The sequence below is a fragment of the Shewanella maritima genome (genome assembly GCF_043643735.1).
GTDB lineage: Bacteria > Pseudomonadota > Gammaproteobacteria > Enterobacterales > Shewanellaceae > Shewanella > Shewanella maritima_A.
The window spans coordinates 67,630-80,918 of the sequence record NZ_JBHZSM010000014.1; the positions used below are offsets into that span (position 1 = coordinate 67,630).

Annotated in this window: 14 protein-coding genes; 2 read left to right on the forward strand and 12 right to left on the reverse strand. The window is 40.7% G+C overall.

From position 1 onward, the window contains the following. Positions 1 to 42: 42 nt before the first annotated feature. The 11 genes from atpA to mioC all read right to left on the reverse strand — a co-directional run bounded on the left by atpA (position 43) and on the right by mioC (position 9,644). Positions 43 to 1,584, reverse strand: coding sequence for a F0F1 ATP synthase subunit alpha (gene atpA / locus ACHUGF_RS14490; RefSeq protein ID WP_394132273.1), 1,542 nt, complete (start codon positions 1,582 to 1,584; stop codon positions 43 to 45). A 14-nt stretch (positions 1,585 to 1,598) separates the two neighbouring features. Beyond that, entirely contained in the window at positions 1,599 to 2,132 is a 534-nt protein-coding gene (gene atpH / locus ACHUGF_RS14495) for a F0F1 ATP synthase subunit delta (RefSeq protein ID WP_394132275.1), read from the reverse strand. A 15-nt stretch (positions 2,133 to 2,147) separates the two neighbouring features. Beyond that, the gene (atpF, locus tag ACHUGF_RS14500) at positions 2,148 to 2,618 is read right to left on the reverse strand and encodes a F0F1 ATP synthase subunit B (RefSeq protein ID WP_394132276.1); all 471 of its coding nucleotides are present in this window, start codon (positions 2,616 to 2,618) and stop codon (positions 2,148 to 2,150) included. A 27-nt stretch (positions 2,619 to 2,645) separates the two neighbouring features. Continuing rightward, complete coding sequence (atpE, locus tag ACHUGF_RS14505; RefSeq protein ID WP_394132277.1) at positions 2,646 to 2,903, reverse strand: F0F1 ATP synthase subunit C; 258 nt, start codon at positions 2,901 to 2,903, stop codon at positions 2,646 to 2,648. 32 nt (positions 2,904 to 2,935) lie between these two features. After that, entirely contained in the window at positions 2,936 to 3,757 is an 822-nt protein-coding gene (gene atpB / locus ACHUGF_RS14510; RefSeq protein ID WP_394132278.1) for a F0F1 ATP synthase subunit A, read from the reverse strand. A 12-nt stretch (positions 3,758 to 3,769) separates the two neighbouring features. Continuing rightward, positions 3,770 to 4,153 (reverse strand): ATP synthase subunit I, encoded by a 384-nt coding sequence (locus tag ACHUGF_RS14515; RefSeq protein WP_394132279.1) that lies wholly within the window; start codon positions 4,151 to 4,153, stop codon positions 3,770 to 3,772. Positions 4,154 to 4,379: 226 nt separating this feature from the next. Then, positions 4,380 to 5,261, reverse strand: coding sequence for a ParB/RepB/Spo0J family partition protein (locus tag ACHUGF_RS14520; protein WP_394132281.1), 882 nt, complete (start codon positions 5,259 to 5,261; stop codon positions 4,380 to 4,382). Between the two features lie 10 nt (positions 5,262 to 5,271). After that, the gene (locus ACHUGF_RS14525) at positions 5,272 to 6,060 is read right to left on the reverse strand and encodes a ParA family protein (RefSeq protein ID WP_394132282.1); all 789 of its coding nucleotides are present in this window, start codon (positions 6,058 to 6,060) and stop codon (positions 5,272 to 5,274) included. Positions 6,061 to 6,105: 45 nt separating this feature from the next. Then, positions 6,106 to 6,729: a 16S rRNA (guanine(527)-N(7))-methyltransferase RsmG gene (gene rsmG / locus ACHUGF_RS14530; RefSeq protein WP_394132284.1), complete on the reverse strand. Its 624-nt coding sequence runs from the start codon at positions 6,727 to 6,729 to the stop codon at positions 6,106 to 6,108. Between the two features lie 107 nt (positions 6,730 to 6,836). Further along, a complete protein-coding gene (gene mnmG / locus ACHUGF_RS14535) occupies positions 6,837 to 8,726 on the reverse strand; it encodes a tRNA uridine-5-carboxymethylaminomethyl(34) synthesis enzyme MnmG (RefSeq protein WP_394132285.1) in 1,890 nt (629 codons plus the stop codon). Between the two features lie 477 nt (positions 8,727 to 9,203). Then, positions 9,204 to 9,644 (reverse strand): FMN-binding protein MioC, encoded by a 441-nt coding sequence (gene mioC / locus ACHUGF_RS14540; RefSeq protein WP_394132286.1) that lies wholly within the window; start codon positions 9,642 to 9,644, stop codon positions 9,204 to 9,206. Between the two features lie 299 nt (positions 9,645 to 9,943). Here mioC and ACHUGF_RS14545 point away from each other — a divergent pair, with 299 nt between their 5' ends. Next, positions 9,944 to 11,305 carry an alanine/glycine:cation symporter family protein gene (locus ACHUGF_RS14545; protein ID WP_394132287.1) on the forward strand — a complete coding sequence of 454 codons (1,362 nt, stop codon included), beginning with the start codon at positions 9,944 to 9,946 and terminating at the stop codon, positions 11,303 to 11,305. A 133-nt stretch (positions 11,306 to 11,438) separates the two neighbouring features. On the opposite strand, the gene ACHUGF_RS14550 is transcribed toward ACHUGF_RS14545, so the two are convergent. Beyond that, on the reverse strand, positions 11,439 to 11,930 hold the full coding sequence (locus ACHUGF_RS14550; protein ID WP_394132289.1) for a MarR family winged helix-turn-helix transcriptional regulator: 492 nt from the start codon (positions 11,928 to 11,930) through the stop codon (positions 11,439 to 11,441). A 99-nt stretch (positions 11,931 to 12,029) separates the two neighbouring features. On the opposite strand from ACHUGF_RS14550, the gene ACHUGF_RS14555 reads away from it, so the two are divergent. Then, positions 12,030 to 13,232, forward strand: coding sequence for a multidrug effflux MFS transporter (locus tag ACHUGF_RS14555; protein WP_394132290.1), 1,203 nt, complete (start codon positions 12,030 to 12,032; stop codon positions 13,230 to 13,232). Positions 13,233 to 13,289 lie beyond the last annotated feature (57 nt).

The following is a 13,289-nucleotide window of genomic DNA, read 5'->3' on the forward strand; positions in this document are numbered from 1 at the left end:
CCAATCTGGGACCGAAGGTGCCTTAAGACACCTCGATAATTATTACCAGGTTTGGGTTTCAATGAACTTGTCCATGCCCGCTTTTAACTCACCTTCGATATCAGCGTTATAATCGCCAGTAGCGTTGATGTTGTTCATAAGCTCAGCATGTTCGCTGTTCATGTATGCAAGCAGAGCGGCTTCAAAGCGACCGATTTCATTTAAAGCAATACCTTTCAGGTAGCCTTTTTCAGCTGCGAAAATAGACACAGACTGGGCAGCAACGCTCATAGGAGCATATTGCTTTTGCTTCATTAATTCAGTTACTCGCTCACCATGCTCAAGCTGAGCACGTGTTGCATCATCTAAATCAGATGCAAACTGTGAGAACGCTGCAAGCTCACGATACTGTGCAAGTGCGGTACGGATACCACCAGACAGTTTCTTGATGATCTTAGTCTGCGCTGCACCACCTACACGAGAAACCGAAATACCAGGGTTAACAGCAGGACGTAAGCCTGAGTTAAATAGGTCAGTTTCAAGGAAGATCTGACCATCTGTAATCGAAATTACGTTAGTCGGTACGAACGCTGATACGTCACCAGCTTGGGTTTCAATAATAGGTAACGCAGTTAAAGAACCGGTTTTACCTTTTACTTCACCGTTAGTGAACTTCTCTACATATTCTTCGTTTACGCGTGAAGCACGCTCTAGTAGACGAGAGTGTAGATAGAATACATCACCTGGGTATGCTTCACGTCCTGGTGGACGCTTCAATAGCAATGAAATCTGACGGTAAGCAACTGCTTGCTTAGAAAGATCATCATATACGATTAAAGAATCTTCACCGCGGTCACGGAAGTATTCACCCATTGAACAACCAGAGTATGGTGCTAAGTATTGTAGTGCCGCAGCTTCAGAAGCTGATGCTACAACAACAATAGTGTTAGCTAATGCACCGTGCTCTTCTAGCTTGCGTACAACGTTAGCGATTGTTGATGCTTTTTGACCAACAGCTACGTATACACACTTAATGCCAGAATCTTTCTGGTTAATGATTGCATCGATAGCCATCGCTGTTTTACCAGTCTGACGGTCACCAATAACAAGCTCACGCTGACCACGACCAATAGGGATCATAGAGTCAACGGCTTTATAACCAGTTTGAATCGGTTGCGATACAGACTTACGTTCAATTACACCTGGAGCAATAACTTCAACAGGAGAGAAACCATCGTTATCGATTGGTCCTTTACCGTCGATTGGCTCACCAAGTGTATTAACAACGCGGCCTAATAAACCATTACCTACTGGTACTTCAAGAATACGACCAGTGGTTTTTACTTTTGCGCCTTCTGCTAGATAAGCATAAGGGCCCATTACTACGGCACCGACAGAATCACGTTCTAAGTTCAACGCGATTGCAAAACGGCCACCAGGCAGTTCGATCATTTCACCTTGCATTACATCGGCAAGGCCGTTAATGCGAATGATGCCGTCACTTACTGCAACGATAGTACCTTCGTTGCGAGCTTCACTAACGACGTCGAACTGCTCGATCCGCTGCTTAATCAGATCGCTGATTTCAGTGGAATTCAGTTGCATGCTCAAACTCCCAATTACGACTGTAACGATTCAGAAAGGCGCGATAACTTACCGCTTACCGAGCCATCAATGACTAGGTCGCCTGACTTGATTACCACACCACCAATCAGTGATGGGTCAATGCTACAGTTCAGCTTAACTTTGCGTGCGAGACGTTTCTCTAAAGAAACACTAATTTGCTGCTGTTGTTCAGCGCTAAGCTCAGAGGCAGAAACGACAGTCGCTTCAACTTCTTTTGCCCACTCATTACGATATTCAACAAACAATTGCGATACTGAAGGTAGTAACGCTAAACGACCATTTTCAGCCATAAGCTTAATCAAGTTATGACCATGTTCGTTTACTTGTTCGCCGCATACTTTAATAAAAAGTGACGCCAATTCTGCACTCGCTAAAGTGCCGTTTAGCAGAGGTTGCATTGATTCGTTTTCACTTACCAATGCAGCAAAAGCTAACATTTCTGTCCAGCTTTCTACTGCTTCTTTTTCAACAGCAAAATCAAAAGCTGCCTTTGCGTAAGGGCGAGCGATGGTGCTTAATTCAGCCATAACTCAAATCCCCTATCAAATTTCAGCAACAAGTTTATTAACAATGTCACTGTGCGCTTCTGGATCAATCGAACGCTCAAGAATTTTCTCTGCGCCTACTACGGCAAGAGTGGCAACTTGCTTACGCAAGTCATCTTTAACACGATTACGTTCGCTTTCTATTTCTGCTTGACCTTGAGCGATAATTTTAGCGCGCTCAGCATCAGCTTCGGCCTTTGCTTCTTCAACGATTTGAGCTTTACGCTTATTAGCTTGCTCAATAATTTCGTTAGCAGTTGCCTTTGCTTCTTTAAGCTGCTCAGTTGCTTTCGCTTGAGCTAGCTCTAGATCTTTTGCAGCACGGCCGGCATCGGCCAGACCATCAGCAATTTTCTTCTGGCGCTCTTCGATAGCATTCATCAGCGGCGGCCATACAAACTTCATGCAGAACCACACAAAGATCGCAAAAGATATCGCTTGGCCTAGCAGGGTAGCGTTAATACTCATAACGACAACTCCTTATAGGGTGCTAAATTAGCCAGCTAGTTGAGCTACGAATGGGTTCGCGAATACGAAGAATAATGCAACACCAACTGCAATCATTGAGATCGCATCAAGTAGACCAGCTACGATGAACATCTTAGTTTGTAATGCTGAAGCAAGTTCTGGTTGACGAGCAGAAGCTTCTAAGAACTTACCACCTAAGATTGCGAAGCCAATACCAGTACCTAGCGCTGCTAAGCCAATCATGATCGCAACAGCTATTGCTGTAAAGCTAATTACAGTTTCCATTTTATCTCCGATAAATAACTAATTTTATTAAATTAATGTTCTTCATGAGCCATGCTTAGATAAACAATCGTAAGCATCATGAAGATAAACGCCTGAAGTACAATTACCAAAATATGGAAAATTGCCCAAGGCACTGATAATGCGAACTGTGCCCACCAAGGCATCAGTGCAATCAGAATAAAGATCAACTCACCTGCATACAGGTTACCAAACAGACGAAGCGCCAATGAAATAGGCTTCGCAATCAAGGTGACTGTTTCCAATACAAGGTTAACTGGAATCAATGCCCAATGATTGAATGGGTTTAAGGTCATTTCTTTAGTGAAACCACCAATTCCTTTCACCTTAATGCTGTAAAATACAATCAGCACAAACACACTAAGAGACAAGCCCAGAGTGACGTTTAAATCTGTTGTAGGAACAATTTTAAGGTAAGGAACACCTAATAATCTGTTTGCGGCTTCAGGTACAAAGTCAACAGGTACCAAGTCCATTAAGTTCATCAGGAAAATCCAGACGAAAATAGTCAGACCAAGCGGAGCGATAAGTGCGTTACGTCCATTGAACGAATCTTTCGCAATTTTATCGACACCTTCCACACACATTTCAACAAAACATTGAAATTTGCCTGGAACACCCGTAGTTGCTTTACGCCCTGCTTTGAGGAATAACCACAAAAACAAGACCCCAAGGCCTACTGAAAACAAAAGTGAGTCAACGTGCCAAGTCCAAAACCCGGCGTCTTGACATGCATAGTTAAAGGCAATTCCGCCGTCGGCAGAACACATTTTAGCATTGGTCAAGTGATGCTGGATGTATCCGGTAGCAGTTAATGCTTCACCAGTTGTCGCCATGATTAATCTCACTTAATTTTGCTTGAAGTATAAAGGGGCTGTCCACGGCACTACTAAGCTCAGAGCATAGGTGAAAAATAAGGGAAGAAATTCCAATTTTAACAACCCAAACGCCAACGCAAATAATACGATGGTTAACAGCAACTTTACCGCTTCCCCAAAAAAGAACGCTAATACGACTTTTTTTGAAGCACTTGCGCCTGCGTGGGCAAATGCAAGGGTAGCGAATACAAAATTGGGTAGAACCGCAATGAATCCACCGGCTAAGGCCGCCCATCCATACGATGCTCCCCACAGAACGAAGAATAAAACTGATGTTCCCCCTGCAACCGCCGCCTGTAACCACACCAATTTATAGGCTGAAAACCGGCCACGCCGCGCTAAAACATTGCTCAATTAAATTCTCCGCATTTACGCTTTTTTACGCCGTGTAGTCTAACTAAAAAATATTAACTTAGACTTAACTAGCAAAAAGCCTGCAAAGTATACCTGCTCGCGCTTTGTTTGCAACTTTGTTCATAGCAAAACAGCGTTTATCAGCGTGATTTGCCTCTAAATTAGTAAAAACAATTTTTTATCAATTGTCACAAAGTTACTAATCAACGGTTGTTGAGTAGAGTTTTTAGTGAATTTTACCTAAAATACCGTCTAATTCAGCTAGATTCTGGTAATTAATTACAATTTTACCTTTACCTTTACTGCCATGATTAATTGTCACTTTGGCACCTAATTTTTCAATTAATTGCTGCTCTAAACGACCGACTTCATGATCTTTTTCGGGTTTTTCAGGGGTTTTAGGAGGGTTTAAGGTCTTATTGACTAATCGTTCAGTTTCCCGAACAGTCATTTCTTTTGAAGCGACGATTTTTGCTAGCTCAGTTTGAACATCACCTTCAATGGCAAGCAATGCTCGCGCATGACCCATATCGATATCACCATGCTCAAGTAATTTTTTAACTGGGTCATTCAAATTATTGAGTCTAAGTAAGTTTGAGACTGTCACTCGAGACTTACCCACCGCTTCAGCAACCTGTTGATGAGTTAATTCAAACTCATTTTGTAATCGCTGAAGCGCAATGGCTTCTTCCATTGCGTTAAGATCTTCACGTTGGATATTTTCAATTAGTGCTATCGCAACAGCCGCTTCATCAGCCACTTGTTTAACAATGCAAGGTACCGAAGCTAATCGGGCTAACTGGGATGCACGCCAGCGACGTTCACCAGCGATAATTTCATATTTAGAATCAGATACTTCACGTACAACAATCGGCTGAATAACCCCTTGTGAACGGATTGAATCGGCTAGCTCTTCCAAAGCTTCTGGTGACATGTCTTTACGTGGTTGATATTTTCCAGGCTGCAACAGTTCTATATCGAGCTCGATTAAATCATGACGCAGATCAACTACATCCGCTTGCTCTAACTGTGTTTTTTTACTAGCCGCATTGCTGTTACTTAATAAGGCATCCAAGCCTTTACCTAAACCACGTTTTTTTAATGACATTTATCTGTTCCTAGGCTTGCTCAGCTTCAGTTTGTTGCTCTGCTCGACGAATAATTTCGCCAGCGAGGGCTAAATAGGCTTTGGCCCCTGCGCTAGTTTTATCATAATACATGGCAGGTGCACCAAAACTAGGGGCTTCAGCAAGACGAATATTTCTTGGGATAACAGTACGGTACACTTTTTCGCCAAAATGCTGTTTCAATTGATCTGATACATCATTTGAAAGCCTGTTACGTGGATCATACATAGTACGTAAAATGCCTTCAATGCTCAGTTCTTTATTCACCATCGCACTCAACTTGGAAATGGTATCGATCAACGCCGTTAATCCTTCAAGAGCATAATACTCACATTGCATTGGCACTAACACTGAATCAGCGGCACTCATGGCATTAACCGTTAGCATATTTAATGAAGGCGGGCAGTCGATAAAAATGAAGTCATAATCATTTTTGACTGACTCTAATGCATTTTTTAACCGAATTTCTCGAGCAAAAAATTCCATTAATTTTATTTCAGCAGCAGTCACATCTCCGTTACCGGCGATCAGGTCATACTTACCAACCGTATCCTTGATAACGACATCTGAAAATGGCTTTTCTTCTACCAATAATTCATATGCCGTATTATCAACGTCATACTTATCGACCCCACTTCCCATTGTGGCATTACCTTGGGGATCTAAATCAATCAACAACACTTTACGTTTAGTGGCCGCCAATGATGCTGCCAAATTAACACATGTAGTTGTTTTTCCTACGCCACCTTTCTGGTTAGCTACGGCAATAATTTTTCCCACAATATCGTCCTGTTTTAAATTATTGATGTCCGGTAATATTTATCGCTATGCTTGTTTGATTATTTTCAATAGATGACGCTGTTCATCTAATGTTGGTATCTGCAAAGCGATGGTTTGCAGCAAACTAAAACCTGCAGGCATATTATCCAGTTCTTGCTCAGATAATTGGCCTTTTAGTGCATAAAATTGCCCATTTTGAGCAGGCAAGTGATGGCACCAAGTTAACATATCTTCGATTGATGCAAAGGCACGACTTAACACAGCATCAAAACCTTGCTCAGGAGTATAGGCTTCAACACGGCTTTCAACTGATTGAATATTGTCAATCTTCAGCTCAAATTTCACCTGTTTTTGAAAGCGAATACGCTTACCTAAACTATCCAATAAAACAAACTCTTTATCTGGGTTCATAATAGCTAATGGAATACCAGGTAAACCAGGTCCAGTCCCTACATCAATAAAGCGTTTACCTTCTAAAAAAGGTGACACAGCTAAACTATCCATCACATGACGAACCAACATTTGTTTTGGATCTCGCACTGAAGTGAGGTTATAAGCTTTATTCCATTTGTTGAGCATTTCAACAAAACCGACAAGTTGTGATTGTTGTTGCTCTGTCGCAGAAATATTCATTTCAGCCAAATAGCCACGCAGAAGTTCAGATAACACAAGTGCCTCACAGATGAAGTTGGATCGAATGGTATTATGATGCGGTAAAAGCATGAAAGGAAGCCTTTAGGCTCCCTTTCGACTTTAACAAGTAAAAAACTTAGATTTTATGCAGTTTTTCTCAACAATCCGCGTTTTTTGAGGTGAACAAGCAAGATAGAAATAGCGGCCGGTGTGATCCCTGAAATCCTTGACGCCTGACCAACAGTTTCAGGTTTATGATTATTCAGCTTTGCGATCACTTCATTTGATAGACCTGGTACTTCTTGATAATCCAGATCCAACGGCAATAATGAGCTTTCATGACGAATAGCTTTATCAATTTCATCTTGCTGACGTTGAATATACCCCGAGTATTTCACTTGAATTTGCACTTGCTCTGCCGCGCGTTGATCTTCAAGAGCAGGACCAAAGCCTTCTAATGACATCAGTTTAGGGTAATCCATTTCAGGACGGCGCAGTAACTCTTCAAATGACGCTTCTCTTGAAATCGGCGTATTTAATTCAGGATTTAACACATCAACTAAAGGCGAGTTAGGGTGAACCCATTGGCTACGTAATCGCTGTAATTCTTGCTCAATTGATTCTTTCTTATCGCAGTACTTTTGCCAACGATCGTCATCAACTAAACCAAGCTCGCGGCCTTTTTCTGTTAAGCGCAAATCAGCGTTATCTTCACGCAATAATAAACGGTATTCAGCACGAGACGTGAACATTCGATAAGGTTCTTTAGTGCCTAAAGTCGATAGATCGTCAACTAACACGCCTAAATAAGCTTGATCGCGGCGAGGACACCATGTTTCTTTACCTTGAACCTGCAAGGATGCATTCATTCCAGCCAATAAACCTTGTGCACCAGCTTCTTCATAACCTGTGGTGCCATTAATCTGGCCAGCAAAAAATAAGCCACTAATAGCTTTCGTTTCTAAAGAGTTCTTTAAATCACGCGGATCAAAATAGTCATATTCAATAGCATAACCAGGACGAATGATCTCAGCGTTTTCTAAACCTTTGATTGAGCGTACTAAATTTAGCTGAACATCAAAAGGTAAGCTGGTTGAAATGCCATTAGGGTAAATTTCATTGGTGGTTAATCCCTCTGGCTCAATGAAGATTTGATGCGAATTTTTGTCTGCAAAACGCATAATTTTATCTTCAATAGAAGGGCAATATCTTGGTCCAACCCCTTCGATCACGCCAGAATACATTGGACTGCGATCTAACCCACTACGAATGATGTCGTGAGTTTGCTCATTGGTATGAGTGATATGACATGAAATTTGTTCTGGATGTTGATCAACTTCACCAATGAATGACATGACAGGCAAAGGTTTATCTCCTTTTTGCTCTGTCATTTGGCTAAAATCAAGCGTGTTGGCGTCTAATCTTGGTGGTGTACCAGTTTTAAGTCGGCCTACTCGAATAGGTAATTCACGTAATCGATGTGCTAAGGCAATTGCTGGCGGATCACCAGCTCGGCCACCACTGTAATTTTCTAACCCTATATGGATTTGGCCACCTAAAAAAGTCCCAGCAGTCAGTACGACACTTGGTGCTTCAAACGCTAATCCCATTTGGGTAACAACACCAATGACTTTTTCATTTTCAACAATGAGATCATCTACACCTTGTTGAAAAATGCGTAAATTAGGTTGGCTTTGTAAAATCTGTTGGATCTTTTGACGGTAAAGTGCGCGATCAGCTTGTGCACGAGTTGCGCGAACTGCTGGCCCTTTACTGGAATTGAGGGTTCTAAATTGTATTCCTGCAAAATCGGTGGCAATAGCCATTGCACCGCCTAATGCATCAATTTCTTTCACTAAATGGCCTTTGCCAATACCGCCAATTGCTGGATTACAAGACATTTGCCCTAATGTATCAATGTTATGAGTCAGCAATAAAGTTTTTGATCCCATACGCGCAGCAGCAAGTGCGGCTTCTGTGCCGGCATGACCTCCGCCGACAACAATGACATCAAACCGTTCGTGAAAATGCATTAGATGACCTTCAATAAAAAAATGAAATTTTGATCGCTTGGATAATTTGAGCAGAGCATTTTACCACTGACTGTACACAAGGTGAAAGATCATTTTTAGGGGTTTGATCTAAGGGGGGTGGACTAATAGATCTTAAGATCTTTTTAAAGAGATCTTTATTATTACTTACTATTAAGATCGCCTTTTCCTGTGGGTAACGCTATAAATTATTTATTATCAAGGGTTTATAAGATAAACAACTTGTGATCTTTAGTTGATCAAACTCAATATAAGTTGGGGATAGATCGCATACTTATCCACAAGGTGGATCATTAACCGGATCGAGGTGTGAATAGTACAAAGTTATGATCGGTTAAAATAATAGTTTATCCACACATTTATCATTTTAGATCATAATATGTGGATAAATAATTCAACCTTGTGGGTAAAAGATCGTGTTATCACAAAATAATGACGATCTTTATATTGAAATTGATCTTATATTTGAGATTGCCATGTTGAAAGCCATGACAAAGCGGTTTCTTCTGGAATTGGAGTATCTTGTACGTCAATTTCGATCTTATCCACACAAGCTTTGGATCCTGCCTGTGTAAATAATTTTTCCAATTTTTTTGGACCTTCACAGAAAGTGTCGTAACTCGAATCGCCGATTGCACATGTGGCAAATTTTACGGCACTAAGATCGGGTTGAAATAGCATTATTTGTTTAAAAAATGGCTGAATATTGTCAGGTAAATCTCCTGCACCGTGAGTTGAACACACTAAAATCCACAGTGAAAACTGGCTTATTTCATCCAGTTTTGGATCGATAAAAACGGCTGCTTCATGTCCTAGTTCAGTTAATTGTGTTGCCATATCGTCGGCAACATACTCTGTACCACCTAATGTGGTTCCTACTAACAATGCAACTTTTGTCATCTTTATTTCCTAAATTTACGTCATTATGGCTAGTTTACTTGGTTTTCAGTTTATCTACCTAGGGTCTGTTAATTTTTCAAGATTGTTTTTGCTGCCTGCAAGGTTCGTTTAAAAGCACCTATGCCCTTAGCAAATAGTTCAGTTTGTTGTGAGCGAATTTGTTTAGATAGCTTACGCCTCGATTAAATTGCTTTTAATTCGAACCAATTCTGATCAACAAAGATCAACAGGCCCTAGCTATTGCACATTGATAAATTAATCAGTAGCTTGAGTTAATTATTAACAAATACGTAACTTATATGACTCTTGAACAAATAACCCTAAAAGCTGCTGACATAGCTTGGGGCCCACATATGCTGCTACTCGTGGGTGGCGGTGTGTTTTTTCTACTTTATTCTCGATTTGTACCGTTTCGTTATTTACGTCATGCAATAGAAATTGTTGCTGGCAAGCACCCTGATAAGGGAGCAAAAGGGCATATTAGTCATGCAGGGGCACTTTCCAGTGCGATGGCTGGCACAGTCGGCATGGGTAATATAGGCAGTGTGGCTGTTGCTATTATGGTGGGCGGCCCCGGCGCGATATTTTGGATGTGGATCAGCGCAATCGTTGGCATTGCCACTAAGTTTTTTACTTGTACTTTAGCCATTATGTATCGTGGGACTGATGAAAATGGCCAAGTGCAAGGTGGGCCGATGTACATTATTACTCAGGGCTTAGACAAGAAGTGGCATTTTTTAGCGGTGTTTTTCTGTGTTGTTGGTTTAGTGGGTAATTTCCCGTTATTTAACGCTAATCAATTGGTACAAATCGTGCGAGAGTGGTTGATCGTTAAACCAGGTTTAATCGATTCAGCAGAGGGTACCTTTTGGATTGATCTTAGCTTAGGTGTGGTAGTGATGTGCGTGGTTGCTAGTGTGATCTTAGGTGGGATCAAACGTATAGCAGCAGTTGCGCTTAGGGTCGTGCCATTGATGATTTTGCTGTATCTCAGTTGTGCATTTTTTGTGATTGCGACCAATATTGCTAATGTACCAGGCTACTTTAAGCTAATCATTACTGAAGCTTTTTCTTTAAATTCAGTGGGTGGTGGTATTCTTGGTACCATGTTAATTGGTATTCGCCGCGCAGCTTTTTCAAATGAAGCAGGTATTGGTACTGAGGTGATGGCTCATGGTAGTGCCAAAACATCTGAACCAGTGAAAGAAGGGTTAGTTGCCATGCTTGGTCCTGCAATTGATACATTGATTGTGTGCACAGCAACAGCGATGATCATCTTAATTTCGGGTGTCTGGCAAGGTACTGAGGCTCAAGGTGTGAATTTATCTGCTCAGGCATTCAATGTAACCATTCCTGGAATTGGTCCCTATTTACTGATTATTTGTGTCATCTTTTTTAGTATTAGTACTATTTTTACTCAAGCATTTTATGGTGGTCAGTGCTTTGCATTTTTATTTGGTCGCAAGCACTTACGTTACTATCGCTATGTGTTCTTGTTAGCAATTTTGTTTGCCGCAACGGCAACAATTCAGGAAGTAGTTAACTTAATTGATGCTGCTTATGCGCTGATGGCTATTCCTACTATGACGTCTGCTATTTTGCTTGCACCAAAGGTGAGGGCAGAAGCTAAGCGCTACTTTGCCAAGCTTGAAAGTAAATAATCAATGATAAATCATTGTGGTTGCATGGATGCTAGCTAACATTCACTTTGCTGGCATCCATCATTTTATACTCGCTATGATTACCATAAAAGGTTGCTATAAATAAAAGTTAAAAAAGCGCTATAAATGCCTGTTATTTCCAACTAGACAGTAACTTATTTAATAGAGTATCTAATTGTTGTATTTCATTTTTTGATAAAACAGACAATTTTTTCTTTTCATTTTTATGAAGCTCAATAATAACGGCATCAACAAGTTCTTTACCCTTTTGTGTTAACTGAACCAGTTTGCTGCGTTTGTCATCTGGGTTATCAATTCTTTCGATTAATCCAGCTTGTCCCATTCGATTAATGACTTTTGTTAACCCACCTGAACTGAATAAAAGGGAGTGATAAAGAGCCGTAGGTGATAAACAATAAGGTGCTCCGTTTCGTCTCAGGGTCGCTAAAATACCAAAATCTGCACCTTGTAATTGATAATTGCTTAGTAAGTTTTCAAGATCTGATCTAATGAAATGATGAGCCCTTACCAACCTTAATATAGATGGTGAAATACCGTCATATGCTTCAGACCAGTTTATTTTTGTTGTTTGTAAGATACTGTCTACACTTTCTAGTTTTGCCAAAGTCAGCTCATTTTGTTATTGAGTGTTATCGCTAATATATCTTGCTAGAAAGGTAAATTCTAGCTAGTATCTTTCTAGAAAGATAGTTTAGAGGTGTTAATGCAACAATCCATATCAAAAAGCTTAATACTGTTACTTGCCGCAGTTTATGCCATGACCCCTTACGCAATTGATAGTTATTTGCCTGCCATTCCCATAATTGCGACAGATTTTAATGTGGATACTTCGATGATTGCGATCACCGTTAGTATGTATATTTTGGGCATGGCAATTGGCCAGTTAATTGGTGGGCCGTTATCAGATAGGCTCGGCCGTCAGCCAGTGATGACACTCGGGTTATTGATTTTTGGCGTGTGTAGTTTGATGCTCGCATTAGTTGAATCTTTAGAAGCATTTTGGTTTTGGCGCAGTTTACAGGCTATTGGTGGTGGCATTGCCGTTGTCGTTGTCCCTGCTACTATCCGTGATAATGCGGAAGGCAAAGAAGCGGCTAAGTTATTCTCGCTCGTCATGTTAATCATGATGATAGCGCCTTCAATTGCGCCTGCAATTGGTACTTTTATTATGATGAATTCTAGCTGGCATTGGATTTTCAATTCTTCAGCAGTGCTGGCGATAGTGGTGGCAATCAGTGCATTTTTTATCATGCCAAAACAGGTTAAGGCCGCTGGTGTTAAATCTAATGCTAGTTTTAAAAGTGTGCTTAAATTTGCTCCCGCAAGAGGGTATTTAGTTGCCCAAGTATTTTCTTATGCAGTGATAATTACTTTTATTACTAATGCGCCATTTGCATATTTGGTTAAGTTTGGCATCAGTGAAACCCTTTTTTCAGGCTTATTTATTGCCAATGTTGTCGGCGTGGTGATTATCAATCGTTTAAATACTTTCTGGCTGAACCGTTTTGATGCAGAACAGTTATTGCTGGCATTTTTAGGATTAAAAGTAATTGGCGGATTAATTTTAGTTATCTCAGTCTTGATCATGCCACATAACTTATGGCTGACTGCTAGCGGGTTTGTTATTTGTATGGCTGCGACTGGCGGCACTATGTCTAATGCCAGTGTTAGCTTTTTAAAACATTTTGGAAAAAGTGCTGGTACTGCATCAGCGTTAATGGGGGCGATGCAGTTCTTCTTTGGTGCGATGATTAGTGGCATAACAGCATTAATGTTGAAAGATTCATTATGGCCAATGGTGTTGGTTATGCTTGGATGTTCGCTGATTGCGCTTATCGCAACGTTTAAAGCAAATAACCTAAATAAAAATACGAGCGAGATAGGAACTAAACAATGTTTTAGCTAATAACCTTTCTACCTTTAAATATATAAAGCCCCAATGCCATTTACACACTAATCTGCA